This window comes from Microbacterium sp. MF43 (assembly GCF_012847295.1).
In the GTDB taxonomy this organism is placed as follows: domain Bacteria; phylum Actinomycetota; class Actinomycetes; order Actinomycetales; family Microbacteriaceae; genus Microbacterium.
Genome location: NZ_JABBDY010000001.1, coordinates 25,230 through 49,998 on the forward strand (window position 1 = coordinate 25,230; position 24,769 = coordinate 49,998).

At 69.0% G+C, this 24,769-nt stretch carries 23 protein-coding genes and 1 pseudogene; 16 read left to right on the forward strand and 8 right to left on the reverse strand.

Annotated features, from left to right (window positions below; translation table 11 throughout):
• Positions 1-29: 29 nt before the first annotated feature.
• The 3 genes from HF323_RS00120 to HF323_RS00130 all read left to right on the forward strand — a co-directional run bounded on the left by HF323_RS00120 (position 30) and on the right by HF323_RS00130 (position 3,934).
• On the forward strand, positions 30-1,178 hold the full coding sequence (locus HF323_RS00120; RefSeq protein ID WP_169580559.1) for a cupin domain-containing protein: 1,149 nt from the start codon (positions 30-32) through the stop codon (positions 1,176-1,178).
• A 148-nt stretch (positions 1,179-1,326) separates the two neighbouring features.
• Positions 1,327-2,013: an alpha/beta fold hydrolase gene (locus tag HF323_RS00125; protein WP_169580560.1), complete on the forward strand. Its 687-nt coding sequence runs from the start codon at positions 1,327-1,329 to the stop codon at positions 2,011-2,013.
• A gap of 709 nt (positions 2,014-2,722) precedes the next feature.
• Positions 2,723-3,934, forward strand: coding sequence for a low temperature requirement protein A (locus HF323_RS00130; RefSeq protein ID WP_169580561.1), 1,212 nt, complete (start codon positions 2,723-2,725; stop codon positions 3,932-3,934).
• A 62-nt stretch (positions 3,935-3,996) separates the two neighbouring features.
• Here HF323_RS00130 and HF323_RS00135 read toward each other — a convergent pair whose 3' ends face one another.
• On the reverse strand, positions 3,997-4,497 hold the full coding sequence (locus HF323_RS00135) for a MarR family transcriptional regulator (protein ID WP_223169112.1): 501 nt from the start codon (positions 4,495-4,497) through the stop codon (positions 3,997-3,999).
• An 81-nt stretch (positions 4,498-4,578) separates the two neighbouring features.
• Here HF323_RS00135 and HF323_RS00140 point away from each other — a divergent pair, with 81 nt between their 5' ends.
• From HF323_RS00140 to HF323_RS00150, 3 genes are read left to right on the forward strand one after another with little or no spacing between them, the layout of a single operon-like run.
• A complete protein-coding gene (locus HF323_RS00140; RefSeq protein WP_317450954.1) occupies positions 4,579-6,717 on the forward strand; it encodes an MMPL family transporter in 2,139 nt (712 codons plus the stop codon).
• A gap of 31 nt (positions 6,718-6,748) precedes the next feature.
• Positions 6,749-7,705, forward strand: a complete 957-nt coding sequence (locus tag HF323_RS00145) for an ATP-binding cassette domain-containing protein (protein WP_211160172.1) — start codon at positions 6,749-6,751, stop codon at positions 7,703-7,705.
• Positions 7,702-8,502, forward strand: a complete 801-nt coding sequence (locus HF323_RS00150) for an ABC transporter permease (RefSeq protein WP_169580565.1) — start codon at positions 7,702-7,704, stop codon at positions 8,500-8,502. The genes HF323_RS00145 and HF323_RS00150 overlap by 4 nt, the downstream gene beginning before the upstream one ends.
• Before the next feature lie 42 nt (positions 8,503-8,544).
• Here the strand turns inward: HF323_RS00150 and HF323_RS00155 are convergent, their stop codons facing one another.
• From HF323_RS00155 to HF323_RS00175, 5 genes are all read right to left on the reverse strand, one after another.
• Positions 8,545-9,207 carry a GAP family protein gene (locus HF323_RS00155; protein WP_169580566.1) on the reverse strand — a complete coding sequence of 221 codons (663 nt, stop codon included), beginning with the start codon at positions 9,205-9,207 and terminating at the stop codon, positions 8,545-8,547.
• Positions 9,204-9,725: a TetR/AcrR family transcriptional regulator gene (locus HF323_RS00160; protein WP_169580567.1), complete on the reverse strand. Its 522-nt coding sequence runs from the start codon at positions 9,723-9,725 to the stop codon at positions 9,204-9,206. Before HF323_RS00160 ends, HF323_RS00155 begins: the two co-directional genes overlap by 4 nt.
• Before the next feature lie 160 nt (positions 9,726-9,885).
• Positions 9,886-11,322 (reverse strand): amidase, encoded by a 1,437-nt coding sequence (locus HF323_RS00165; RefSeq protein WP_169580568.1) that lies wholly within the window; start codon positions 11,320-11,322, stop codon positions 9,886-9,888.
• Complete coding sequence (locus tag HF323_RS00170; RefSeq protein ID WP_169580569.1) at positions 11,319-12,035, reverse strand: 2-oxo acid dehydrogenase subunit E2; 717 nt, start codon at positions 12,033-12,035, stop codon at positions 11,319-11,321. The genes HF323_RS00165 and HF323_RS00170 overlap by 4 nt, the downstream gene beginning before the upstream one ends.
• 104 nt (positions 12,036-12,139) lie before the next feature.
• On the reverse strand, positions 12,140-12,529 hold the full coding sequence (locus HF323_RS00175; protein WP_169580570.1) for a VOC family protein: 390 nt from the start codon (positions 12,527-12,529) through the stop codon (positions 12,140-12,142).
• Between the two features lie 334 nt (positions 12,530-12,863).
• Here HF323_RS00175 and HF323_RS00180 point away from each other — a divergent pair, with 334 nt between their 5' ends.
• The 5 genes from HF323_RS00180 (at position 12,864) to HF323_RS00200 (ending at position 17,150) form a co-directional block, all read left to right on the forward strand.
• Entirely contained in the window at positions 12,864-13,688 is an 825-nt protein-coding gene (locus HF323_RS00180) for a DUF4397 domain-containing protein (RefSeq protein ID WP_169580571.1), read from the forward strand.
• An 11-nt stretch (positions 13,689-13,699) separates the two neighbouring features.
• Positions 13,700-14,329 (forward strand): class F sortase, encoded by a 630-nt coding sequence (locus tag HF323_RS00185; RefSeq protein ID WP_169580572.1) that lies wholly within the window; start codon positions 13,700-13,702, stop codon positions 14,327-14,329.
• A 136-nt stretch (positions 14,330-14,465) separates the two neighbouring features.
• Complete coding sequence (locus HF323_RS00190) at positions 14,466-15,218, forward strand: ABC transporter ATP-binding protein (RefSeq protein ID WP_169580573.1); 753 nt, start codon at positions 14,466-14,468, stop codon at positions 15,216-15,218.
• Positions 15,215-16,513 carry an ABC transporter permease gene (locus tag HF323_RS00195; protein WP_169580574.1) on the forward strand — a complete coding sequence of 433 codons (1,299 nt, stop codon included), beginning with the start codon at positions 15,215-15,217 and terminating at the stop codon, positions 16,511-16,513. The genes HF323_RS00190 and HF323_RS00195 overlap by 4 nt, the downstream gene beginning before the upstream one ends.
• 16 nt (positions 16,514-16,529) lie before the next feature.
• Entirely contained in the window at positions 16,530-17,150 is a 621-nt protein-coding gene (locus HF323_RS00200) for a TetR/AcrR family transcriptional regulator (protein ID WP_169580575.1), read from the forward strand.
• Here HF323_RS00200 and HF323_RS00205 read toward each other — a convergent pair.
• Positions 17,122-18,153: a TerC family protein gene (locus tag HF323_RS00205; RefSeq protein ID WP_169580576.1), complete on the reverse strand. Its 1,032-nt coding sequence runs from the start codon at positions 18,151-18,153 to the stop codon at positions 17,122-17,124. The two genes, HF323_RS00200 and HF323_RS00205, sit on opposite strands and share 29 nt — an antisense overlap.
• A 264-nt stretch (positions 18,154-18,417) precedes the next feature.
• Here HF323_RS00205 and HF323_RS00210 point away from each other — a divergent pair, with 264 nt between their 5' ends.
• The 5 genes and pseudogenes from HF323_RS00210 (at position 18,418) to HF323_RS00230 (ending at position 23,327) form a co-directional block, all read left to right on the forward strand.
• On the forward strand, positions 18,418-19,389 hold the full coding sequence (locus HF323_RS00210) for a transporter substrate-binding domain-containing protein (protein ID WP_169580577.1): 972 nt from the start codon (positions 18,418-18,420) through the stop codon (positions 19,387-19,389).
• Positions 19,390-19,482: 93 nt separating this feature from the next.
• Positions 19,483-20,430, forward strand: coding sequence for an amino acid ABC transporter permease (locus HF323_RS00215; protein WP_169580578.1), 948 nt, complete (start codon positions 19,483-19,485; stop codon positions 20,428-20,430).
• Positions 20,431-20,435: 5 nt separating this feature from the next.
• Positions 20,436-21,244: pseudogene (locus HF323_RS00220) on the forward strand (amino acid ABC transporter ATP-binding protein).
• Positions 21,244-22,437 (forward strand): M20 family metallopeptidase, encoded by a 1,194-nt coding sequence (locus HF323_RS00225; RefSeq protein ID WP_317450955.1) that lies wholly within the window; start codon positions 21,244-21,246, stop codon positions 22,435-22,437. Before HF323_RS00220 ends, HF323_RS00225 begins: the two are co-directional and overlap by 1 nt.
• 32 nt (positions 22,438-22,469) lie before the next feature.
• Positions 22,470-23,327, forward strand: a complete 858-nt coding sequence (locus tag HF323_RS00230; protein WP_169581300.1) for a MurR/RpiR family transcriptional regulator — start codon at positions 22,470-22,472, stop codon at positions 23,325-23,327.
• Positions 23,328-23,438: 111 nt separating this feature from the next.
• Here the strand turns inward: HF323_RS00230 and HF323_RS00235 are convergent, their stop codons facing one another.
• Complete coding sequence (locus HF323_RS00235) at positions 23,439-24,761, reverse strand: cyanophycinase (protein WP_169580579.1); 1,323 nt, start codon at positions 24,759-24,761, stop codon at positions 23,439-23,441.
• Positions 24,762-24,769: the final 8 nt, after the last annotated feature.

Sequence of the window (24,769 nt, forward strand, 5' to 3'; positions counted from 1 at the left end):
AACACGAGACGAGAGAAAGAGAAATCAGAATGAGTGACGTCGTCCTCGACAAGACCGAGATCGAGCGCCGCACGATCCGGCGCACGGATTGGGTGGCCTGCAACGCAGCGTTCATCGACTGCCGGACGCCCGGGTCGGACCAGAAGGAGAACTACGCCTTCATCGGCGCAGGGGTCTCGCAGAACGCCTCTCAGGTGATCAACCTCGCCGAGAACCACGGCTTCAACACCGGCGCGGCGGGCATGCCCAACGGCATCTCGAACAACCTTCACCTGCACTTCACGGCGGAGGTCTTCATCAACCTCGGCGGCCAGTTCCGGCTGCGCTGGGGTGTGGACGGCAAGGAGGGTCAGTACGTCAGCACCGACGGCGACATCATCTCGGTGCCGACGTGGATCTTCCGCGGGTTCACGAACGAGGGCCCCGACGACGGCATCCTCTACACCGTCCTCGGGCGCGACGTCACCGGCGGGATCATCTGGGGCCCCTCCGTGTTGAATGAAGCCAAGGGATACGGGCTGTACCTCACCGCGGACAATCGACTCATCGACACCGTCGCAGGTGACGAGGTGCCCGAGGACGTCGCGCTCATCGCCCCCATGCAGCAGCGCTATATCGACGAGCTGTCGAACTATTCCGTCGACGAGATGCGCCAGCGCGTCGTCCAGCCTGGTGATCGAACCTATAGCCGCAACGCGCTCCTCTGCGCGAACCTGCCGGGCGGTGCGGCTGAGCTCGCACTCGTCATCGGCTATGGCATGACCGAGGACCGCCGGCAGGTGCCGGCGATCCACGAGCCGCACTCGTTCAACGTCGCGTGGGTGCGGGCGGTCGAAGATGAGGGGATCCTGCGTCATCGCCACGACAAGGCGCAGGCGATCCTGGTGAAGTCCGGCCGATGGCTTGTGACCCTCAACGGCGACCCTGACGAGACCGTCGAGCTCGGTCCGTCGGACGCTCTCTCCATCCCTGAGGGAGCGTGGCGCGCGTTCCGCTGCGTCGACGCAGGCGAGGCCGACGCCGGCGAGCTGTTGGTCATCAACTCCGGCGACGACCGGGTCTACCTCGACTGGGCTCCCGAGGTGGTGGACGCAGCGCGAGATGCCGATCGCATGCTGGACCCAAACGGATACCTTGCGCCTGTCGGAGTGATGGTAACCGCGACCGAGGACGACTGACGACCCCGAGGCGGGAGATGAATGCGGTGGGGTCACTCGAGCTGACATTGGGCGACCCCACCGATCATTCCGGGAGCTCCGCTCGACCATTTCATCGGGCTGTCGAGCGGCTGCCTCATGCGCGCCGCCGCTGCCCGGGAAGGCTGCGATGATCCCCGTGGTGCTGCTACCCGGCATGAACTGCTCGGCCGACCTCTGGTCGGAATGCGTCGCCGGTGACGTGCTCTACCCGGAGCTCACTAGTACGAGCATCGACGGTCAGGTGGACTCGCTTCTCGATCGACTGCCAGAGCGGTTCGTGCTCGGCGGCTTGTCGCTCGGCGGAATCGTCGCGATGGCGCTCGCCGCCCGTGCGCCAGACAGAGTGAGGGGGCTCGTCCTGGCGGCCACCAACGCGAAGGCGCCGACCGATCTTCAGCGACGTGGTTGGGCTGATTGGATACGCCGCCTGGATGCGGGTGAGACCGCGCGGGACCTCCAGCGCAGCATCCTGCCTGCCCTTCTCATGCCGACCTCGGGTGAAACACGCCCCGATCTCTTGGAGCGCACGTTAGCGATGGGGGACGCAACCGGCGAAGCAACGCTGCGAAATCAGCTCGTCATGCAGGGCACCCGCATTGATCTCCGCTCCAGACTTGGACGAATCTGTTCGCCTACATTGGTCGTTTCCGGGCTCCGCGATCCGATCTGCCCGCCTTCCTTCCACGCCGAGCTCGTCGAGGCGATTCCCGATGCGAAACTAATGACCCTCGACACGAGTCACCTCGTGCCGATGGAGCAGCCTGCTGCATTTGGTCGGCTACTGCGGACCTGGCTAAGGCACCTGGAGATATAGGCGTGACCTGATCCCGAACTGGGGTAAATCACACGGCAGTTCGGGGCAGGGAGTGCACACAAGATCTCGCTCCTCGTCGGGCGCGTGGCGGGCCTCGCCGTGACAAAGAATTGAGAAGGATTGGTGCGGCCCGGCACAGCGCGCATGGTCGGCGCAACCTCGCATCCTGCGGACTCATGCGGCTGCCAACTTGAGATCGTTGAGGAAGCATCGTTGGCGAGGGTTCAAATTCCGCTGTCTCCGCGCGGGAACAGAAGCGGGAACAAACGCAATGAAACGCGTGCGACTCGATGCAGCGTTTGAGAACTGCGACCGTTGATTTCATGCGGTTCTGTGACCTCATGTGACCCCTGTGACCACATCCCGTATGCGTTCAAATCCCACCGTCACCGCCATAGACAAGCCCCGCGAGCCCTTGTAAACACTGGGATCGCGGGGCTTTCTTCTTGCCCGAGATCCCGCCGTGAGAACACGCGTTCTCCGGCGGCCTCGCGCGAGGCGTGAACGAAACCCTCGGCGCGACCGATCCTCCTCGCCGGCGCACCGCCGCCATCCTCGGCTCGAGCCCGCACTCCTGGCGGCGAGGAGCGGCTGCGAAGGCGGGCGCGGTGATTGACGCGGTGGCGGGGATGACGGTCGAGCATGGATCCGCAGCAGTCTCGACTGCGGCGCGACCCGAGCCCGCTGTGGCGGCTTCTACACTGACGGTGTGACTGCGAGGCGTGCAGAGCATCCGGGCGCCGGCCGCCGTCGGGTGCTGCCGATCCCGAGTGTGGCCGACGGGACCAGTCGCGTGACGACGTTCGAGCTGTTCTTCGATCTCGTCTACGTCTTCGCCTTCACCCAGGTCTCGCGGCTGATGGCCGAGACGCACAGCGCCGCGGGAATCGCGCAGGCCCTGATCGTTCTCGCCCTGCTCTGGTGGACCTGGGTCGGATTCAGCTGGATCTCCAACACGGCATCGGCAGATCAGCCCTTCTTGCGCACGGTGATGACGGCCGCGATGATCGCCGTGTTCGTGGCGGCCCTCACCATCCCCGAGGCTTATGAGGACCTCGAGGGCGGATGGAGCGGCCCGGTCGTCTTCGCTGCCGCGTACACCGCGGTGAGGCTGATCCATCTGGCGCTCTACAGCGTGGTGGGCTGGCGGTCGCGGGCGCTGCGCCGGCAGTTGGGGATCTTCCTGATCGCGCTGGTGCCGGCGGTGCTGCTCGTGCTCGTGGGTGCCCTCGTCGGTGGGGCCGCACAGGTGTGGCTCTGGCTGATCGCCATCGTCTATGACGTCGTAGCAACGCGTGTGGGTTCGGCGGTGGGGCGGGGGTGGAGGCTGCCGTCCGCGGAGCATTGGGCCGAGCGGCACGGCCTGGTGGTCATCCTCGCCCTGGGTGAGTCCATCGTCGCGATCGGCGTCGGCGTCGCCCGAGAGCCGATCGACCTCCCAATCGTCGTGGGGTCGGCGATGTCGGTCATCGTCTCGGTCCTGTTGTGGTGGTCGTACTTCGCGCGCCTCGCCGCCGCCGGCGAAGCTGTGCTGGCGGCGCGCGATGAGAAGGAGCGAGCGATTCTGGGGGCGGATGCCTACTCCTACGCCCACTTCGTGATCATCGCCGGGATCATCCTCACTGCCCTGGGTATCGAGGACGCCATGAAGCACATCGACGACACAGAAGCCTTCGGCTGGTTCGGTGCCGCCGCGCTCGGCGCGGGCATCGCCGCATTCGCGGTCGGGACGATCCTCTTCGCCCTCTTGATCGGGCAGCGCCGGTTCCTGATGCGAGGGGTGGAGGCCGTTCTCTTCGTCGCCGCGATCCCGGTCCTCGCAGGAGTTGCACCCCTGTGGGCGCTCACGATCGCGGCCGCATCGATGGCGGCGATCGCGATCACCGAGAGTCGCTTGCACCGCCGGGCTGCTCGCTCCTGAAGCCGGGACGTCGGATCCGCCCCGGGGACCGGACCGTCAGCGTCACTCATCCGGGGCGTTGATCAGCCCTGGCCCGGCGTCGCGTGGGAACGGTACTCGTCGACCACCTGCGCGAGGTAGTTCGTGATCACCGACCGCTCGTCCGGGGTATAGCGATCCAGCACCGCGTCGACGCCGAGGATCATCGGCATGAGCACCGACATCGCACTGCGACGAGAGGTCTCGGTCGGCACGATGAGGACGGCGCGCCTGTCGGTCGGATGCGGCTCGCGAGTGACGTGCCCGAGGGCGACGAGGCGATCGACCATGGCGGTCGTCGACGCCGTCGAGATGTGGAGCCGCCGTGCGAGGTCGCTCGGACCGAGCGGGCCAGACGAGAGAAGATGCTCCATCGCCTCGAGATCGGTCGGGTTCACCGTGAGGTGGGACTGGAGCCGCTTCTCGAACAGGTCGCTCATCTCGATGACCGTGCGCAACAGCATCGTGGCCTCGCGCACCGCGGGCACACCGTTCCCGGATGCTCCCGGGGCGGCGTCCACCGGGGCCGGCACCTCTGCGTCCATGGCTCGAGTCTACCAAGTGTTGCAAAGTTTGGCTTATTACTAGATAATCTAGTTACATGGGAAACTAGGAAAGGGGGAGCCGTGGACGGCTTTCTTCGCTTCGTCACGTCCGCAAAGACGTCGTGGATCGTTCTTGTCTTCGCCGCCCTCTTCGCCGGCGCGTTCTTCGCTCTGGGAAGCGGTTCCGACGAGGAGACCGCCCCGACCGCCGGTCTGCCCGACTCCGCGGAGTCCGTGCAGGTCGACGAGCTCCTCGAGGAGTTCCCGAGCGCCGACACGACGTCCGCCCTCCTTGTCTTCGCGGCAGACGATGGTGAGATCTCACCCGAAGATCTCGCGCTCATCGGTGCGAAAGCCAGCGGAGAGCTCGCGGAATTCACCCCCGACGGTTTCGTTCCTCCTGCTCAGGTCTCCGAAGACGGGACCGTCGCGCTGCTCGTCGTTCCGCTCGATCCCGAATCCGACGTGGACCGCCAGGCGGAGCGTGCCGCGGAGATCCGCGACGCTGCATCCGCCGGCCTGGAGGATGTGCGCGTATACCTGACGGGCGCCGAAGGCTTCGAGGTCGATGTCGCTGCGGTCTTCGCCGGAGCAGACTTCACGCTCCTCCTCACCACCGTGATCGTCGTGGCGATCCTGCTGCTCGTGACCTACCGCAGCCCATGGCTGTGGATCGTGCCGCTGGTCGTCATCGGCGTCGCCGACGCCGTGGCCGGCATCGTCGCCACCCGCGTTGCGAGTGCTGCCGGAATCGTGCTGGATGCGTCGATCTCCGGCATCCTCTCCGTGCTCGTCTTCGGTGCCGGGACGAACTACGCGCTCCTGCTCATCGCCCGCTATCGCGACGAGCTGCGACTGAGCAGCGACCGCCGTGAGGCGATGCGCCGTGCCCTCCGGGGAGCGGGACCGGCGATCATCGCGAGCGGTTCGACCGTCGCGCTCGCCCTGGGAACGCTCCTGTTCGCCGAGATCGCCGGCAACCGCGCGCTCGGGCTCGCCTGCGCGGTGGGCGTGCTCGTGGCGATGGCGTTCGCGCTCATCGTGCTGCCTGCCGCCCTCGTGCTGTTCGGCCGTGGCCTCTTCTGGCCGTACGTTCCCCGTTTCGGCTCGCCTGACGCCATCTCCCGCAGCCCGTGGGGAAGGCTCGGCCGGGCCGTGTCCCGCCGTCCAGCGCTCGTCGCGGTCGGCGGATTCACCGTGCTGGCGGCGCTCGCGAGCGGACTCTTCTTCGTGCAGACCGGCCTCTCGCAGAGCGACCGCTTCCTGGAGAAGCCCGAGGCCGTGCAGGGTCAGGAGGTCCTGGCGGACGCCTTCTCCGCCGGCACCAGCTCTCCGGCCACCGTGGTCGTGGCATCCGACGACGCAGCCGACGCGGTCACCACCCTCGTCGACGTCGACGGGGTCGACACGGCCGCCGTCGCCGAGGAATCCGGTGATCTCGCCCGCATCGACGTCGTGCTTTCGGACGCGGCCGAGACGCCGGAATCGTTCGCCACGGTCGAGCGGATGCGCGAGGCGCTCGCCGAGTCGGATGCCGCGGGCGCACTGGTCGGCGGTCTCGACGCCCGATCCCTCGACATCGCGCAGGCGCAGGCGCGCGACCAGGCCCTCATCATCCCGTTGATCCTGGTGGTCGTGCTGATCGTTCTGATCATCCTGCTGCGGGCGATCGTCGCTCCGCTCCTCCTCCTGCTGGCCGTCGTCGCGAGCTACTTCTCCGCTGTCGGGGCGAGCTGGTGGCTCTTCCAGTCTCCGCTCTTCGGCTTCCCCGCGATCGACACCAACGTGCTGCTCTTCAGCTTCCTGTTCCTCGTGGCGCTGGGCGTGGACTACAGCATCTTCCTCGTGACGCGTGCGCAGGAGGAGGCGCGGACGCTCGGCACCACCCAGGGCATGATCCGCGGCCTCGCCGCCACCGGTGCGGTCATCACGAGCGCCGGCATCCTCCTGGCGGCGGTGTTCGCGGTGCTCGGCGTGCTTCCCCTCATCACGCTCACGCAGATCGGCGTCATCGTCTGCATCGGCGTGCTCATCGACACGCTGCTCGTGCGTACCGTCATCGTGCCGGCGATGGCCTTCCTCACGAGGGATCGCTTCTGGTGGCCGCGTAAGCCGGCGATCAGCGATGCGGATGCCGCGGCCCGACACCTCGATGCACTCGCCGTGTCCCCGGCCGGCGCTGAGCGGGTCGAGGACCGTCCCATGGTCGAGACGCGCTGACCCGCCAGTCAGCGAACGAAGGAGGATGACGATGCCAGCCATCTCGGCGACGCGTCTCACGCGCAGATTCGGTCCGGAGCTCGCGGTGGACGCCGTCGACCTCACCGTGGAGGAGGGGGAGATCTACGGCTTCCTCGGGCCGAACGGCGCGGGAAAGTCGACCACGGTGCGGATGCTCGTCACCCTCCTCGCGCCCAGCGAGGGCGACGCGATCGTCGCGGGTGCGTCGGTGTCGCGCGATCCCGACACGGTCAGACTGCGGATCGGCGCCGCGCTGCAGGCGACAGCGCTGGACAAGAACCAGACCGGTCGGGAGATCCTGGTGCTCCAGGGCCGCCTTTACGGTCTGAGCCGCGCCGACGTCCGTCGTCGGGTCGAAGAGCTGGCCGAGCTCGTCGATATCGGTCCCGCGCTCGACGCGCGAATCTCGACCTACTCGGGAGGGATGAGGCGCCGCCTCGACCTGGCCGCTGCTCTCGTCCACGCTCCACGAGTGCTGTTCCTCGACGAGCCGACCACGGGCCTCGACCCGGTCAGCCGGGCCCGCATGTGGGACGAGGTGCGGCGGCTCAACCGCGACGAGGGCGTCACCGTGTTCCTCACCACCCAGTACCTCGAGGAGGCCGATCGCCTGGCCGACCGGATCGGAATCATCGATCGGGGACGCATCGTGGCGGAGGGGACGCCGTCCGCGCTCAAGCGCTCGGTGGGGACGGACCTCGTGCTGGCTGCGGTGGCGGACCCTGGCGACGAGCTGGTCGAACTGCTCCGGCGCATCCCCGGAGTCGACCGTGTCGACCGCCACCTCGACGGGCTGACGACCGCCGCTCAGGACGGTTCGCTCATCGTCGGCCCGGTCGCGGTGGCTCTGCACGAAGCCGGCGCCACCGTGGGGGAGCTGACGCTGCGGACCGCTTCGCTGGATGACGTCTTCCTCGAGGTCACGGGGTCCCGGTTCGCTGCCGCCGAGGCCGGAGGTGCAGCATGACCGTCGCCGCGCCCGCACACGCGACGCTCGCCCGACCCGCCGGGTTCGGCCGCGACTTGTTCAGTGTCGCCGGACGGGCTCTCCGCGGGGCGGTCCGCGAGCCCGAGGCAGTCATTCCCGCGCTGATCATCCCGATCTTCTTCTTCGCCGTGAACGTGGGCTCGCTGCAGGAGATCGCCCCGGCCGTGGGTATCGACGACTACCGCGCCTTCCAGCTCCCGGTCGCGATCATCTTCGCCGTGACCGGAGTCAACCGCGCGCAGGCACTGCAGCAGGACATCGCCGGAGGGTACTTCGACCGCCTGCTCATGGCGCCTGTGGCGCGGTCTGCGCTGCTGCTCGGACTCCTCGTCGCGGACTTCGTGCTGGTCGTCGCACTGTCGATTCCGGTGCTCCTCCTCGGGGCGCTGCTGGGGATCGGATACGTCACCGGGCCGATCGGGCTTGTCGTGTTCCTGCTCCTGGCCGGTGCGTGGGGACTCGCCTTCAATGGATTCGCCTACGCGATCGCGCTGCGAACAGGCTCGGCCGGAGCCGTAGGGGCGAGCTTCGTCCTGTTCTTCCCGTTCGCGTTCCTCACCACGACGTTCGTTCCCGAGGACGCGCTGACCGGCTGGCTCGCCACCGTCGCGGTGTACAACCCCGTCACGTACGTCCTCGCCGCGCTGCGTTCGCTCATCTCGGAGGGATGGGATCCCGTCGCCCTCGGCGCAGGCGCCCTCGCGGTCCTCGTCGTCGCGGCGGTGTCTTTCACGCTCTGCATACTGGCGATGCGCGGCCGCATCAGCCGCGGCTGACGGCGCTCATCCCCGTGCTGTGAGGCGACGTGTCCAGCGGACTCAGATCCAGAGCGGGAGCGTCCCGACGCCTATGCCGAGAAGTATGAGGATGATCGCGATCGGAACCGAACGACCGACGGTGCCACCGCTGAAGCGGTCGACGAGGCGTACGAGCCGCAACCTGACGCGGTCGCGTGCGATCAGGCCGACACCGAGCAGCACGAGGCACGGCAGGCAGTAGATCAGGGTGTATCCGGCGATGACGGCAAGTCCGACGCCGACACCGGTGCCGTTGCTGACGAGTCGTTCGAGCGCGATGAAGTAGGGAAACGCGTTGGGAAGGTCGGCGGCGGTGAGGACCATCCCGAAGGGCACGGCGGTCGAGGGTCTGAACCATGCGGGCAGCGTGATCGGCTGACGAGGCCGTTCCGTGAAGCGGTGTATGCCGGCGACGATCAGCCCGACGCCGGCAGCGCCGAAGGCGAGATAGCGCAGCGCGAGGACGATTCCTTCGACCGCGCTGGCGGCTGCGCCGGCGGTGAGGAACAGTGCGGCTCCGACGGTGAAGACCGTGATCGCCGCTCCGACCACGGCTGCTCCGGCGAGGAGTGCCGGACGCCGGGGCGCGGCGATGAGGATGAGGGTGACGGCGACGATGGTCGCGGGATTCAGCGAGTCCAGCAATGCGAGCCCGGCGATGCCGGCGAGGAGCGCAAGCGTCATGGGCCGCTGTCGCCCGTCGCGCGGGACAGCAGGAACGCGAGCAATCCGTCGATATCGGATGGTGCGGTCTCCAGGCCGGCGACGGCGTTGGCCACCAGGGCATCCCCGACGAGACGGATCACACGGGCGTGCACGGGGTCTCCGACCTCGGTGGCGATCATCGCCTCCCACCGTGCGGTGGCCGCCCGCGCCTCGGCCAGGAGTTCGTCGAATCGGGCGTCGCCGGGCAGGTAGGCCGACGCGAGGGCCTGCATGAGCTCTCGCTCCTCACGGTTCGGCAGCGACAGGCGTATCCACTCCTCGGCGGCTCTGCCTTCGGCGGCGGCGGCTGTCATCGCGCGATCAACCTCGGCGAGGGCGGTGCGCGCCAGCCCGATCACCAGTGCCGCGCGCGTGGGGAAGTGGTGGATGAGTCCCCCCTTGGAGATGCCTGCCGCTTCCGTCACCGAGTTGAGGGACGGAACGAGCCCCCGCTGCAGGGTGAGGCGACGAGCAGTGGCGAGGATCTCTTCACGCATGACTCCACCATAGCGTACCGACCGACCACCCGGTCGGTACGCAAGCGTCCGTTGACCCCCGCATGTGGGCGTCGGTGAGGATCGCTGGGCACGGAAGGCGGAGTGGCTCCGGGCCGCACCTTCGTACGCAGAACCATGAGGCCCCTGGGCAGCACATGGATCATCTGGGCGCGCGCTCCCCACTCGGGTTCGGCAGAGCGGGGTCGATGGGTGTGAGCGGCGGGTAACTGGCCTCGATCACGGTCGCTGCCATCAGGCACAGGTCCTCCCGGAACCGGCTGCCGATCACCTGCACGCCGATGGGAAGCCCGTGAGCGATTCCGACGGGCACGGTCACCGACGGCAGGCCCAGCACGTTGCATGCGGTCGTGATGGACATCTTCGCGAACGTCCCGGCGACGTCGGCGAGGCTGCCATCGGCCCGGAACGGCAACGCCCCGTAGACGGGCGCCACGATCACACGGCCGCCACGGAGGAACTCGCCCCACGCCCGCAGAAGTTGCAGCCGGCTGATGTATGCGGCGAGCGTGCGGGCCGCCGTGGGCGGTTCGGCCATCGCGAAGAGTTGGTCGACGAAGGTCGCCTGGGGCTGACCCCACGGCGGCGTCATCGTCTGCATGGCTGTCGACATATCGGACGTGAGGATGTCGAGCCACACGGCGGCGGCCCGATCGACTTCGGGGGGATCCTCCTCCTCGACGATGTAGTCCGCGGCGGACAGCGCTGCGCCTGCGGCGCGCACGCCGGCCTGGATCTCCGCCGCGGTGTCGTGTGGAGCGGGGTTCGGGACGACTGCCGCCCTCGGGGGCGAGGGGACGGGCGGACCGTCCAACGGGGCAGGCACCGTCCACGGATCGCGCCAGTCTTCCCCTGCCATGACCGTGTAGGCGAGATGGAGATCGGCGACGGTCCTCGCGAGCGGGCCCTCGGCGAGCATGAGCTGCAGACTCAGCGGCAAGTCGCCCGGTTCCTGCATCGGTGCGCGCGGGATGCGGCCGAGCGTCGGCTTCAGCGCGGCGATGCCGCAGCACGCGGCCGGCCAGCGGAGCGATCCGCTGAGGTCGCCTCCGATGCCGAGGGGACTCATCCCGGTTGCGATTGCCGCGGCTTCCCCGCCGCTCGACCCGCCCGGGGTCACATCGAGGTTCCAGGGGTTGAACGTCGGCCCGTAGAGACTGCTGACGGTGTGCCAGCCGATGCCCAGGTCGGGACAGTTGGTGCGGGCGAGGGGAATCGCGCCCGCGCGGCGCAGGCGCCCGACGTGGGGGGCATCCTCGAGCGGGATCGCGTTCGACAGCGCAGCCACTCCCTGTGTCGTGGGCGAGCCGGCGAGATCGATGTTCTCCTTGACCGTGAACGGGACCCCGTGCAGCCGTCCGAGCGCGCTGCCCGACGCGACCGCCTGATCGGCCTCGCGTGCCGCCTCCCGTGCATCGTCGGCCAGGACGAGCACCACCGCGCCGATCAGATCATCGATCTCGGTGATCCGTTCCAGGTGTGCCTCGATCACATCGGCGACCCGGACATCACGCGACCCGACGGATGCCGCGATCTCAGCCGCGCCCAGGCGCCAGAGCTGTTCATGGATCGCGGTCATGGAGCGCCACCTCCGCCAGCATCCTCGGTGGTCAGCACCGATGCGCTCTCGACCAGACGGCGAAGATCGGCGACGAACCTCGCCGCCGGCGCACCGTCGACGACGGCATGATCGACGGCGATCGCGACATCGACGACCTCACGCGGAACGACCTCGCCGTCCACATATCGAGGGCGGATGCTGATCCCCCCGACGATCATCTCGAGCGACATGATGGTCGGCGGCGAGATGGCGAAACCGCTTCCTCCGCCGAACATGCCTACGCTCGTGACCGCCACCGTGCCGATGCTCTGCCGGATGCGCACGGATCTCGCCATCGCCAGGTACATCAGCCGTCGCCCACCGGGTATGACGAGCACGGCTCGCCCCCATCGGTGCAGGATCCGCCCGGGCGGCCCGGCGAAGGACTCGCCCTTCGCGGCCCGCAGCTCGGCAGTCAGGTCGGCGACCGACCGCGTCTGCGCGTCACGCAGCACCCGCGGAAACGCGATGGGGCGTTCCGGCGTGGGCACCTCGACCAAGACGGTCACATCGACGAAGGAATGGACGATGATCCGACCGCACCAGTCGCGGTAGCCGTGGACTTCGGGGCTCTGCTCCGCAGCGCGGGCCAGGCAGGCGACGAGGAAGGCCGTCATCGACAGCGGTTCGGATCCGGGAGCGGTGAGCAGCTTCCGCGCCTCGGTGACGTCCAGTTCCACCAGACCGATCATGGGATGGATCCGTCGCCCTGACCGCAGACCGGCCACCATGATCCGTCGAGCGATGCCCGGCGGTCGCGCGGACCAGGTCCTTCCGCTGGCGGGTGAGGCAACGGTCACGAAGACTGCACTTCCGAGGTGGTGGAGGGGTCTGGCGGCGTCGGCGTTTCGGCCATGAGCCCGATCGTGTGACCCTCCGGGTCGGCGATCATCGCGAAGGAGCCGAATCCGCTGATCGGTCGGGGCTCGACGATCTGGGTGCCACCGAGCTCGATCGCGCGATCGATCGCGGCGGCGAGGTCATCGACACCGATGTACACAGTGACGTATCCGGGCGTACCTGCGCTGGTCTGCATGATCCCGCCGCCGATGCCACCGTCTTCGCGCTCGACCAGGCCGTACTCCTCGTCGCCGGTGATACGCCACCCGAACAAGTCCGAGTAGAACCGACGAAGCCGCGCAGCGTCTTGCGCTCCGATCTCCCAATGGACGACAGGTCCGGTCATGGCGGTGCTCCTTGTTCGGGGTGCGCGGTCATGGCGAGGGGGCGCCTCCTGTCGGAGACGCCCCCTCGAACTGCACCAGTCTGGGTGCTCGATCGACGCAGTCAGTCGGCGAGCCCCTCTTGAGCGACTGCCCGGGCGCGACCCGTGACAGCGACACTAGGCGGGTGCCGGGTGCGCGCCCGGGGACTTTCGTCCCGCGGCATCACGTCGACAACGCGGCCAGGAGCGGCGGGGTGTCCCTCGGGTACAGCATGCCCTGCATCTGAAAACGTGCCCGTGCGGGAATGACTCTTCGATGGGCGGCGACGGGCCGCTCCGACGAAGGAGGAACACCGTGCGAAAGAAGATTCTCGCGGCCGTCGCCGCCGGGGCCATCGCCGCCCTGGGTGCGATCGCGCCGGCCAGCGCCGACACCTCGAGCAACGCCGTGCTCTCGGTGCTGCATGGCATCCCGGACACCCCGGTCGACGTGTACGTCAACGGCGAACTCACGATCGACGACTTCGAGCCCGGAACCCTGGCCGGTCCGCTCGACCTTCCCGCCGGCGACTACCAGGTCGCGCTGACGGCCCCCGACGCCACCGATGACAGCTCGCCCGTTCTCGGGCCGGTGGACCTCACCCTCGACGCCGGGGTCAACTACACCGCGGTCGCGCACCTGGACGAAGGGGGATCGCCGACGGTGACGCCGTACGTCAACGACACCTCGCCGACCGCGGCGGGCGAAGGGCGCCTGACGGTGCGTCACGACGCGGCCGCGCCGGCCGTCGACGTGCTCGCGGGCGGCACGCCGGTGATCGAGGGGCTCGCCAACCCGGATGAGGCCTCTCTGGATCTGCCGGCCGGCACGATCGAGGCATCCGTCGCGGCTGCGGGCACGACCGAGCCCGTGATCGGTCCCGCGCCCGTCGAGGTGCAGGAGGGCGTGCTCACCATCGTGTACGCGTGGGGCAGCCTCGAGGACGAGAACCTGGATCTGGCGGTGCAGACCATCACCGGCCTGCACTCCGGCCCCGACGGAGTCGAGTCCGGAACGGGCGGGCAGCTCGCCCAGCGCGACATGATGCAGCAGTCGCTGTGGGTGCTCGGCGGTCTCGCCGTGGCGGCGACGATCGCAGCGACGGCCGTGTTCGCGGTTCGCGCGCGGGCCGAGCGCTGAGAGACCGCGACATGCGCAGGACGACCGCAGGGGCCATCGGGGTCCTTGCGGTCGTCCTCCTGCTGACCGGGTGCACCTCACCCGAAGGAGTCGCGCTGCCGACGCCGACAGCGTCACCGAGCCCGACGGTCCGGCCCACCCCCACCGTCGACGTGCCGGTCACGGCAGCTACGGCGAAACCCTCGCGGACGCCGGTGCCGCCCGTGAGGGTGATCGCGCCCTCGGTAGGGGTCGATGTCGCGGTGAAGCCGGTGGGCGTCGAGCCCAGCGGCTTCATGGAGATCCCCGAGAACCCTGAGATCGGCGGGTGGTATCGCTACGGATCCGATCCCTCGAGCACCGATGGGAACGTCGTGATCGCGGCGCACGTCGACTCGCGGAAGTACTCGATCGGACCCTTCAGCAGGCTGCGGGATCTGGCGGTCGGCGCTGTTCTCGAAGTCACCGATGCCGAGGGCCGAGTGCACCGTTACGCGGTGGACAGCGTGGAGTACATCCCGAAGAAGGAACTGGCGGGCGCCGACCTCTTCGCGCGTGAGGGATCGCGGCGCCTGGTCCTGATCACCTGCGGGGGTCCCATCGATCCCGCGACCGGCCTGTACGCCGACAACGTGGTGGCGATCGCGAGCCCGATGGCGTGATCCGGCGGGCCTCGTTGCCTCCGTTGTGGAGACGCGGCGCCTTGCTCTCCCGAGGTCCTTCAGCGAGATCTCAGATTCGTGCAGTGAATGCGGTATAACATGCAGTTACTGCACTTTCTCTCCGAAGGGATCCGTTATGACCGCTGCGCTCGCCGAACCCGATCTTCTGGGCGGACCACCGCCGCTCCTTCGCGCCCGGGGGCTGACGCGCACCTACGGCCGCGGAGACGCCGCCTTCCATGCCCTCCGCGGCGTCGATCTCGACATCCATCGGGGTGAGTCGATCGCCATCGTGGGCAAGTCCGGCTCCGGGAAGTCGACGCTCATGCACCTCCTCGCCCTGCTCGACCGCCCCACCGCCGGCGGAGTCGAGGTCGACGGGTCGGATGCCGCATCCCTCCGTGCCCGCGACCTCAACAAGCTCCGCAACGCCACGTTCGGGTTCGTCTTCCAGCAGTTCTTCCTCACCGCCGGACAATCGGTGTTCGAGAACGTCAGCCTGCCCCTCGTCATCGCGGGCCTGCCCGCACGCGAGCGGCGGAAGCGCACGATGGCGGCGCTGGACGCTCTCGGCATCGCCGACAAGGCATCGAATCGCGCAGTCGACCTCTCCGGGGGCCAGAAGCAGCGCGTCGTCATCGCTCGGGCGCTCGTCGGCGAGCCCTCGGTGATCTTCGCCGACGAGCCGACCGGCAATCTCGACACAGCAACGGGCGCTCAGGTGGAAGACATCCTGTTCGGACTGCAGCGCGATCGCGGGATCACCCTTGTGGTCGTCACGCACGACAGCGAGCTCGCCGGACGGTGCGAGCGATCAGTCACCATCGCCGATGGTGAGATCGTCGCCGACGCTGCATCGGCCACGGCCTTCCGGGAGGTGTCGCGATGAGGACGTCGGATGTGGTCCGCACCGCGACGCGCAACGCGTTCCGCAGCAAGCTGCGCACCACCCTCACGGTGCTGAGCCTCTTCGTCGGTGCGTTCACCCTGACGCTGACGACAGCGCTCGGCGCGGGCGTGAACGACTACGTCGAGCGACAGGTCGCCACGCTGAGCACGGGTGACATCCTGTTGGTCAGCCCGGCCGCATCGACCGACACGCAGGAGGGTCCGAACGAGTACGACCCGGATGGCAGGCAGGAAGGATCCGCGGGCAACCCGCTCACCGGCAGTGCGCTGCTCAACCAGGACGACATCGACGCGATCGAGGCGATGGACGGAGTACGGCGAGTGGAGGCCGTCAGTCAGATCCAGGTCGACTGGGTCGCGGCATCCGAGGATCCGGACGCGAGGTTCGAGGTCGACATCAATCCGACGTCGTCGATCGGGCGGAGCGACCTCGTCGCCGGCGAGCAGCTGGACCAGGAGGCACCCGGAAAGCAGATCGTCCTCCCCGAGGATTATGTGGCAGCGCTCGGCTTCGCAGACGTGCAGGATGCCGTCGGCGAGACCGTCGTGCTCGGATACACCGACGCGGAGCGTGCCGCGGCGGAGGTCGAGGCGACGGTCGTCGGAGTCGCCCGGACGAGCCTGTTCGCCGCCGGCGCGGGGGCGAACGCGGCGCTGGTCGATGAGGTGGCCGATGCGCAGGCGGTCCCCGGCCAGCCCCGCTCGTGGCCGCTCGCCGTCGCGTATCTCGATGGCTCGGGCGAGGACGGTGCGGTGACCGACGCCGACATCACCGACGTCAAGGCGGACCTGGCGGACGCCGACCTCGCGGGGCAGACCGTCGAGGATCAGCTCGGCATCGTCCAGACGGTCATCAACGGGATCATCGGCGTGCTGAGCGCCTTTGCGATCATCGCGCTCATCGCCGCCTCCTTCGGCATCGTCAACACTCTCCTGATGAGCGTTCAGGAGCGAACCAGGGAGATCGGCCTCATGAAGGCGATGGGGATGTCGAACGGTCGCGTGTTCGGGCTGTTCAGCCTGGAGGCGGTGGTGATCGGATTCCTCGGCTCGGCCCTCGGCGCGCTGGCCGCAGTGGCCGTAGGCTCCGCTCTCGCGGGAGGTCTGTCGCAGACGGTGCTCGCTGATCTGCCAGGACTGCAGGTCCTGCTGTTCGAGCCCGCCGGGGTGGTCACCGTCATCGTGGTCATCATGGTGATCGCGTTCGTGTCCGGTGTGCTGCCGGCGCGCCGCGCCGCGCGCCAGGACCCCATCGAGTCGCTACGGTACGAGTGACCCAGGAGCGCAGATCATGTCCATCCCCGCACGTCCTCGTCGCAAGGACGCCGTCGCCAAGGCTGCGGCGATCGAGGCCGCCGCCGTCGACCTCGTCCTCGAGCTCGGCTACGACGCGGTGACGGTGGACATGATCTGCGCCCGGGCGGGCGTGAGCCAGCGCACCTTCTTCAACCACTTCAAGACGAAGGACAACGCGGTCATCGGCCCGGGCGCGCCCAGCATCGATGAGCGCGCCGCGCGCGCGTTCATCGTCTCGGCGAGTCCGCTCCTCGAGGAGGCGATCGGCCTGATCCGCATCGACGCGGGGGCGATGGCGGAGGACCCGCGGCTGCTGGCCCGCCGTATCCGAGCCGTGGCCACGAATCCGATCCTGATGGCCCGGCAGATGGAACGGCTGGTCGCGATCGAGCACGACCTGCGCGAGATCATCGAGCTCCGCCTCCGCACGCAGTACCCCGACGAGTCCACGGAGCAGCTCGGCGAACAGGCGGAGATCATCACGCACGTCCTCGCCGGCGTCATGCGCTACATCGGTCAGTCCTGGGCACGTCAGGTGGAAGAGGGCGGTGCCCCGACGGTCGATCCGGCGACGATCAGCGCCTCGCTCAGCGCCGCCGTTCGTAAGCTCGCCTGACCGCGCCGCGCCAGAGCGGCTCGGCCTGGGTGAGCTCCTCCTCCGTGGCGAGGCGGAACGCGCCGGCGGGGGCTGCCGTCACCGCGGTGCGAGGCTGCCCCCGGGTCGCGATGAGGCTGGCCACGACGGCGACCGCGATGATGCCCGCGACGACCGCGAGACTGACGGTCGTCGGGATCTTCACGACGTCGAGCAGCATCATCTTGATGCCGACCCAGACGAGCACCGCCGACAGGCCGAGCTTGAGATAGACGAAGCGGTGGACGAGGTCGGCGAGCAGGAAGTACATCGCGCGCAGGCCGAGGATCGCGAACGCGTTGGCCGTGAACACCAGGAACGGCTCCGAGGTCACGGCGAAGATCGCCGGGATGGAATCGACCGCGAAGATGATGTCAGTCACTTCGACCAGCACGAGCACGGCCAGAAGCGGGGTCGCGAGCACGGCGCCGGCGCGTCGGATGAGGAACCGCTGCCCGTGGTAGGCGTCGGTCATGGGCACGATCCGGCGGAACAGGGCGATCACCCGCGATCGCTCGGGGTGCACGTGCTCGTTGCGGGAGATGAACATCCGCACGCCCGTGACGATGAGGAACGCCGCGAAGACGTACAGGATCCACGAGAACTGATCGATCAGCACTGCGCCCGCCGAGATGAAGATCGCGCGGAACACCAGTGCCCCGAGCACGCCCAGGAACAGGACCCGGTGCTGGAACTCCCGGGGGACGGCGAACGACGCGAAGATGATCGCCCACACGAAGACGTTGTCGACCGCGAGCGACTTCTCGATGAGGTATCCCGAGTAGTACTGCTGCCCGTACTCGGCGCCCCAGACGTTCCACACCACCGCGCCGAATCCGATGCCGAGGGCGAGCCAGACCGCGGACCACAGCGCGGCCTCCCGCACGCCGATGACATGAGCCCGGCGGTGGGCGAACAGATCCACGGCGAGCATGATCAGAATCACGCCGAGAACTCCGAGCCAAGCCGAGAAAGGAACGTCCATGATGCCTCCACGATCGAGTCGTGAAGGTCTGGTCAGCGGATGCTCCGTCGCACCGGGTTGCGGACGCGAACCGTACTGTCGGCACGAGGCGAGGACTACTCCCCTTCGGTTTCCATGACAGCACATCACGGGTGATCTGGGCTGGGAACGACCGGAGAAGGATGAAACACAGATTACGAAGTAGACACATGCTGGACATTTCGTAACGCGTATTACATGATGGACCTGCGCTCAGAGGCGAGCGCGTCACGAGAAAGGTCCACGATGGAACACCTCACCCCTCGCCTGCGCCGAGCCGCGGTCGCAACGGCCGCTCTGGCTGCAGGCGGCCTGATCCTGGCCGGCTGCGCGGCCGCATCCGGCGACGAGACCACGTCCGCCGAGTCGGCCGACGGCGTCGTCGAGATCGTCGGCGTCGAGGTCGCCGTCGACGAGGCGGCCCGCGAGCTCCTGCCCGAAGACATCGCCGACACCGGGAGCGTCGCGGTCGCAACCGACGCCCCCTACGCACCGTTCGAGATGTTCGTCTCCGAAGGCTCCGAGGAGCTCACCGGCGTCGACGTCCTCCTCGGCCAGGCGATCGGCGTGAAGCTCGGCATCGAGTTCGAATTCGCCCAGCAGGGCTTCGACGGCATCATCCCCGCCCTCCAGGCCGGCAACTTCGACGTCACGATGTCGGCGATGACCTCGAGCGTCGAGCGGATGGACGTGCTCACGTTCGTCGACTACTCGGCGTCGGGCACCGGCATCCTGACTCGCGCGGGCAACCCCGACGAGATCGAGACCTACCTCGACCTGTGCGGCAAGAACGTCGCCGTGCAGTCCGCCACCAGCCAGGCCGAACTCGTGAACGGCGTATGGCAGGCGGAATGCGAGGCGGAGGGGCTCGACCCCATCGTGCTGTCGGAGTTCCCCTCGGATTCGGACGCACAGCTGGCGATCACCGCAGGCAAGGCCGCGGCATCCCTCCTCACCAAGCCCAGCGCGGGCTACGTCGCCAAGACCACCAACGACGGCGACACGTTCATGGTGATCGAGGACCCGACGGCTCCCAACGGATACAACGCGACCCTCAACGGCATCGGCGTCCTGAAGGAGAACGAGGAGCTGGCGGCCGCCATCCAGGCCGCGCTGCAGTCCCTGATGGACGACGGAACGTACACCGCCATCCTGGCCGAGTTCGGCGTCGAGGGCATCGGCATCGACGAGGCGACCATCAACGGCGCCGCGAACTGAGACCCGCTCCCGGTGAGGCCGATCCCACGGCCTCACCGGGGGGCCCGATTCCCCCCACTCCCGGGCATTGGCCCGCCGACATCGAGGAGCACCATGGCCGCAACGTCGCAGCCGCTCGCCGCGAGCGCCCCGCCCGGGAGCGCCGCCCCCTCCCGCCACGAACCCATCACCACCGTCCCGCTGCGCCACCCCTGGCGGTGGGTGTCGGGCGTCATCGTCGGGCTCCTGACCGCGTCGCTCATCCTCGCCTTCGCCCAGAACCCGGCGATCGACTGGCCGACCGTCGGCGAATACCTGTTCGCGCCGCTGACGCTCCAGGGGCTCGCGACGACCATCTACCTCACCATCGCGGCCATGGTGATCGGCCTCGGCGGCGGCATCGTCGTCGCCGTCATGCGCCTGTCCCCGAACCCCGTCCTCCGCGTCGTCAGCGGACTGTTCGTGTGGGTCTTCCGCGGGACTCCCGTGCTGCTGCAGCTGATCTTCTGGGGATTCATCGGCGCGTTCCTTCCCAAGATCGTGCTCGGCATCCCGTTCACGAGCATCGAGTTCTGGTCGATCGAGACCAGCATGCTGATCCCCGCGACCGTGGCGGCGCTGCTCGCACTCGGCCTCAACGAGATGGCCTACGCGTCCGAGATCGTGCGCGCCGGCATCCTGTCGGTCGATCACGGTCAGACCGAGGCTGCATACTCGCTCGGGATGAGCCCCGCCCGCACGATGCGTCGCATCATCCTGCCCCAGGCGATGCGGGTCATCGTGCCGCCCATGGGCAACGAGGTCATCACGATGCTCAAGACGACGGCGCTCGTCTCGGTGATCGCGGGGCGCGACCTGATGTCGAACCTCCAGATGGCTTACGCCCAGAACTTCAAGATCATCCCGCTGCTCGTCGTCGCGGCGATCTGGTACCTCGCCCTCACGAGCATCCTCGCGATCCCGCAGGCCTGGCTCGAGCGCCGCTACGGGCGCGGGGTGGCCGGCGCGCGGGAGAGCGCGGTGGGCCGGATCCTGCGCAGCTGGAAGGACGGAAAGAAGTGACCACCATGCTCCCCACAGAGCCCGTCGTCTCGACCGACTCGGCGCAGACGGCCACCGCCGCCATCATCGACGCGCAGGACGTGCACAAGCGGTTCGGCGCGCTCGAAGTCCTCAAGGGGATCACCCTTCAGGTCGAGCGCGGCCAGGTGGCGTGCCTCCTCGGTCCGTCCGGCTCGGGCAAGTCGACCTTCCTGCGCTGCATCAACCACCTCGAGAAGGTGGACGCCGGCGTGATCAGGGTCGCTGGGCGCACCGTGGGCTACGAGGAGCGGAACGGCAAACTGTACGAGCTTCCCGTGGCAGCGGTCGCACGTCAGCGCCGCGGGTCGGCATGGTCTTCCAGCGGTTCAACCTCTTCCCGCACATGACCGCGCTCGAGAACGTCATCGAGGCCCCCGTTCAGGTGCTGGGCACCGGTCGCGCCGCGGCGAAGGAGCGTGCTCTGCACCTGCTCGAGCGCGTCGGCCTCGCCGACAAGGCCGCGGCGTACCCGAGCGCGCTGTCGGGCGGGCAGCAGCAGCGGATCGCGATCGCGCGCGCCCTCGCCATGGACCCCGAGGTGATGCTGTTCGACGAGCCGACTTCCGCGCTCGACCCCGAGCTCGTCGGCGACGTCCTCGACGTCATGCGCGACCTGGCCGACTCGGGGATGACGATGATCGTCGTCACCCACGAGATCGGCTTCGCCCGTGAGGTGGGCGACCTGGCCGTGTTCATGGACGGCGGCGTGGTCGTCGAGCAGGGCGCTCCCGCCGATGTGCTCGGCAATCCCCGCGAGGCTCGCACGCAGGCGTTCCTCGCCAAGGTGCTGTAGTGCCCCCTCTCCCGGCCGCCGTCGCGACGCCGACGGCGGCCGCTCTCCGCGCGTGGTGCGTCCGCGCGATGCCCGGCTTCCGCCGTGACCTGCGGGAGCTCGTCTCCATCGACTCGGGTTCGGCTTCGCCGGCGGGGGTGGATGCCGCGGGCGACTGGTGCGCCGCGCGACTGCTCGACCTCGGGTTCGAGGTCGAGAGGCAGCCGACGCCCGCCGTCGGGGCTGAGCGCTTCGGGGGAGTGGTCGTCGGGCGCCTGCGGGGGTCGGGTCGCGCCCGCATCCTCCTCTTCGCTCACCTCGACACCGTCTTCGCCGACGGGACGGCTGCGGCCCGGCCCTATCGCGAAGAGGGCGGACGCGCTTACGGGCCCGGAGTCTGCGACGACAAGGGTGGCGCCCTCGCGGGGCTCTACGCCGCGCAGTGCCTCATCGAGTCGGGATTCACGGGGTTCGCCGAACTCGTGCTCGCCTTCACCCCCGACGAAGAGGTCGGGTCGCCGGCATCCCGGCCCTTGCTCGCGACCCTGGCGACGGGCATGGACGCCGCGCTCTGCCTGGAGTGCGCGCGCGAGAACGGCGACCTCGTCTCGGCGCGCAAGGGCGTGGCCGACGTCCGCGTCGAGGTGCGAGGACGCGCCGCTCACGCCGGGGTGGAGCCCCATCGCGGACGCAACGCCGCCGTCGAGGCGGCGCGGCTGCTGCTCGACGTCCACGGGCTCAACGGCGCTCGTCGCGGTTTGACGGTCAACATCGGCGTCGTCCAGGCGGGGGAGCGGGCGAACGTCGTCGCCGCCGCCGCGAGTCTTCACGGCGAGGTGCGCGCTGAGACGCTGGACGATCTGGAGTGGGCGCTCACGCGCATCGAGATGCGCGCGAACGAGACCGTCGTGCCGGGTGTGACGGCCATCGCGGAGCGGGGGGACGTGTGCCCGCCGCTCGAGGGCTCGTCCACTTCCGGGCTCCTCGCTGCGGCGCACGTCGTCGCCGGCGAGCTGGGGCTGCGCATGGATGCGGCGGCCACCGGCGGCGTGTCGGATGCGAACTTCGTCGCGGCGACCGGTGTGCCCGTGCTCGACGGCCTCGGCCCGATCGGCGGGGACGATCACGCCGAGAGCGAGTGGCTCGACCTCGGGAGCGTTCCGGATCGTGTGGCCCTCCTCGCCGGGCTGGTGATCCGCGTGGCCTCGGGGTGAGCGCGCTACTGTCGACTCCGGAGGTGCCCCACATGGCGGAGGCCGGTATTGCGGAGTCGATCCGCCGCGGGATGGGCGACTGCTCGCCCGCCGAGCGGAAGGTCGCGCGCGTGCTGCTCGCTGCGTACCCGTCGGCGGGATTCGAGACGGTCGCGCGGCTCGCCGAACGGGCGGGGGTGAGTGGTCCCACGGTGCTGCGATTCGTGCAGCGCCTCGGCTACCGCGGGTTCCCCGATTTCCAGGATGCCCTCCGCCGTGACCTCGACGAGCGCTCGGCGTCGCCGCTGCGCATCTATGAGGCGCGCACGCCCGCCGGGCCGGACTCCGCGTCGCTTCGCGATCGCGCCGCCGCGATCTCGATGGCGACGCTCGAGCGGACGTTCGCCGAAGTGAGCACACACGAGCTCGACCGCTGCGTCGAACTCATCAGCGACGCCTCCGGTTCCGTCCTCATCGCCGGCGGTCGATACAGCAGTCTGCTCGGCCGCTCCCTCGCACTGCACCTCGAGCAGCTGCGTCCCCGCGTGCGGATGATCCCGGATGAGCCGTCGGCGCGTGCGGCGCTCGCCGAGGACCTGAGCCGACGCGACGTGGTCGTGCTGTTCGACTATCGCCGCTACGAGGAGCACACCCAGCGTCTCGCTCGCGCGGCGCGTCAGCGTCACGCGTCGGTCGTCCTCTTCACGGATATCTGGCTGTCTCCCATCTCGTCCGACGCGGACGTGGTGCTCACGAGCGCGACGACCGCACCATCGCCGTTCGACGCGATGACCCCGGTGCTCGCACTCATCGAGGCGGTCGTCGCCGGATGTCTGGAGCGCCTCGGCGACGCCGCCGTGGAGCGGATGGCCCGAGCCGACCGGTCCGCCAGCGACCTCGGACTCTACTGACCTCCGCGCCACTGACCTCCGCGCTGCGCGGGGGCGCTGCGCTGCGGGGCGCCAGGACGCGAGAACGACCGGCCGCGCACGCGCGACCGGTCGTTCTCGCTGCGCCGTGGGTCAGGGCGCGGCGACGATGTCCATCCGGAGCTGTGAGAACGACACGCCACCGGCGGGTGTCCTCCACGCAGCCGTCGCCTCGTCGCGCGTGAGCCGGGTCACGAACCGCGGACCCGACTCGTAGCTGGTCCCGTCGCCGGTCCGCGCCGAGGAGGCGACGACCTCGCGGGCGAGGTCGCGGAGGGAGTAAACCCCACCTTCGCCGTCGAGCGAATCCCAGACGTCGGCGACGGCCGAGGCATCCGCTCCCCGCGGCTTCACCGGGGCGGACCCGCGCGCCCGCTGCACCTCGACGGCGTCGCCGAGGGTGACACGGTCGCCCGCGGTGGCATAGCTCCAGCGCACCCCGGTGACGCCCTCGGCCGTCGGCTGCGCGGCGCGCAGATCGAGCACCGAGACACCGTGCTCACCGACCACCGTTCCCTTGCCGCTGCGCCGGTCGAGGACCAGGGCGGTCGTCTCGTCGATGCCGAGGACGAAGGGGTGGCCCGTCGCCAGCGCGAGTTGCGCCGCCCGGCCCTGCCGGCCCCAGGTCGTGAAGTGGCTGTCGATGAGAACGCCGTCGACGAAGCCGAAGCCGCCGTGGGGAAGGTATCCCAGGGCGCGGGCATCGTCGAGATAGCCCGGCGTCGCGCCGTCCCGCCATGCCTCGTACGACTCACCGCCTGTGATCATGTCCTCGCCCTGCTGGATGGTGAGTCCCGCGCTGACACCGGACACGACGCCGCGGGCAGCGACGGCGCGGATGGCGGTCATCACGGGGGTGTCGTCGCAGTCGGTGAACGCCTCGAGCGGCGCATCCGCGCACTCGAAGAGCGTCCGGACGTATCGCATCTGGTCCCCGCCGCCGAAGAAGACCCCGGTGGACGCTTCGATGGCGGCGCTGACCTCGGGATCGAACGCCTTCGCGGGCGTGTAGACGTCGCCGTCGTAGTTGATCGCGGTGTCGATGGGCACCGCGTACGTCTCGGCGCCGAACCGCTCGAAGAGGGCGGAGTAGTACAGACCGTTCGCGGCGGCGTTGTTCTTCGAGGCATCCGCGGCGTCCTGCGGCGTGCGTGCGGCCGACGCCGCAACGGTCACGATCGCGATGCGCGCTCTCGCAGGCCCCGAGCCGTCCGGGTCGGCGAGGTCGACGATCGACCGCAGGATCTGATCGTTCTCCTTGAGGTTTCCGCCGATCAGCACGGCATGGGGTGACACGCGTTCGGCGGCTGCCGCGTGCTCGGCTGCTGCTGCGGCCGGCTGCGGCGTGAGAGTGATCACGGCCGCAGCCGCGACTGCGGCGGCGAGGGTGCCGCTCCGGCGATGAGGGGTGCGCATGGATCTCC

Excerpts from the sequence above, each read along its gene's own strand:
- HF323_RS00145 (WP_211160172.1), top strand. The coding sequence starts at position 6,749 with ATGCCAGCCATCTCGGCGACGCGTCTCACGCGCAGATTCGGTCCGGAG.
- HF323_RS00200 (WP_169580575.1), top strand. The coding sequence starts at position 16,530 with ATGTCCATCCCCGCACGTCCTCGTCGCAAGGACGCCGTCGCCAAGGCT.
- HF323_RS00165 (WP_169580568.1), bottom strand. The coding sequence starts at position 11,322 with ATGACCGCGATCCATGAACAGCTCTGGCGCCTGGGCGCGGCTGAGATC.
- HF323_RS00155 (WP_169580566.1), bottom strand. The coding sequence starts at position 9,207 with ATGACGCTTGCGCTCCTCGCCGGCATCGCCGGGCTCGCATTGCTGGAC.
- HF323_RS00160 (WP_169580567.1), bottom strand. The coding sequence starts at position 9,725 with ATGCGTGAAGAGATCCTCGCCACTGCTCGTCGCCTCACCCTGCAGCGG.
- HF323_RS00170 (WP_169580569.1), bottom strand. The coding sequence starts at position 12,035 with ATGATCGGTCTGGTGGAACTGGACGTCACCGAGGCGCGGAAGCTGCTC.
- HF323_RS00230 (WP_169581300.1), top strand. The coding sequence starts at position 22,470 with ATGGCGGAGGCCGGTATTGCGGAGTCGATCCGCCGCGGGATGGGCGAC.
- HF323_RS00185 (WP_169580572.1), top strand. The coding sequence starts at position 13,700 with ATGCGCAGGACGACCGCAGGGGCCATCGGGGTCCTTGCGGTCGTCCTC.
- HF323_RS00175 (WP_169580570.1), bottom strand. The coding sequence starts at position 12,529 with ATGACCGGACCTGTCGTCCATTGGGAGATCGGAGCGCAAGACGCTGCG.
- HF323_RS00125 (WP_169580560.1), top strand. The coding sequence starts at position 1,327 with ATGATCCCCGTGGTGCTGCTACCCGGCATGAACTGCTCGGCCGACCTC.
- HF323_RS00210 (WP_169580577.1), top strand. The coding sequence starts at position 18,418 with ATGGAACACCTCACCCCTCGCCTGCGCCGAGCCGCGGTCGCAACGGCC.
- HF323_RS00120 (WP_169580559.1), top strand. The coding sequence starts at position 30 with ATGAGTGACGTCGTCCTCGACAAGACCGAGATCGAGCGCCGCACGATC.
- HF323_RS00215 (WP_169580578.1), top strand. The coding sequence starts at position 19,483 with ATGGCCGCAACGTCGCAGCCGCTCGCCGCGAGCGCCCCGCCCGGGAGC.
- HF323_RS00195 (WP_169580574.1), top strand. The coding sequence starts at position 15,215 with ATGAGGACGTCGGATGTGGTCCGCACCGCGACGCGCAACGCGTTCCGC.
- HF323_RS00235 (WP_169580579.1), bottom strand. The coding sequence starts at position 24,761 with ATGCGCACCCCTCATCGCCGGAGCGGCACCCTCGCCGCCGCAGTCGCG.
- HF323_RS00205 (WP_169580576.1), bottom strand. The coding sequence starts at position 18,153 with ATGGACGTTCCTTTCTCGGCTTGGCTCGGAGTTCTCGGCGTGATTCTG.
- HF323_RS00135 (WP_223169112.1), bottom strand. The coding sequence starts at position 4,497 with ATGGACGCAGAGGTGCCGGCCCCGGTGGACGCCGCCCCGGGAGCATCC.
- HF323_RS00150 (WP_169580565.1), top strand. The coding sequence starts at position 7,702 with ATGACCGTCGCCGCGCCCGCACACGCGACGCTCGCCCGACCCGCCGGG.
- HF323_RS00190 (WP_169580573.1), top strand. The coding sequence starts at position 14,466 with ATGACCGCTGCGCTCGCCGAACCCGATCTTCTGGGCGGACCACCGCCG.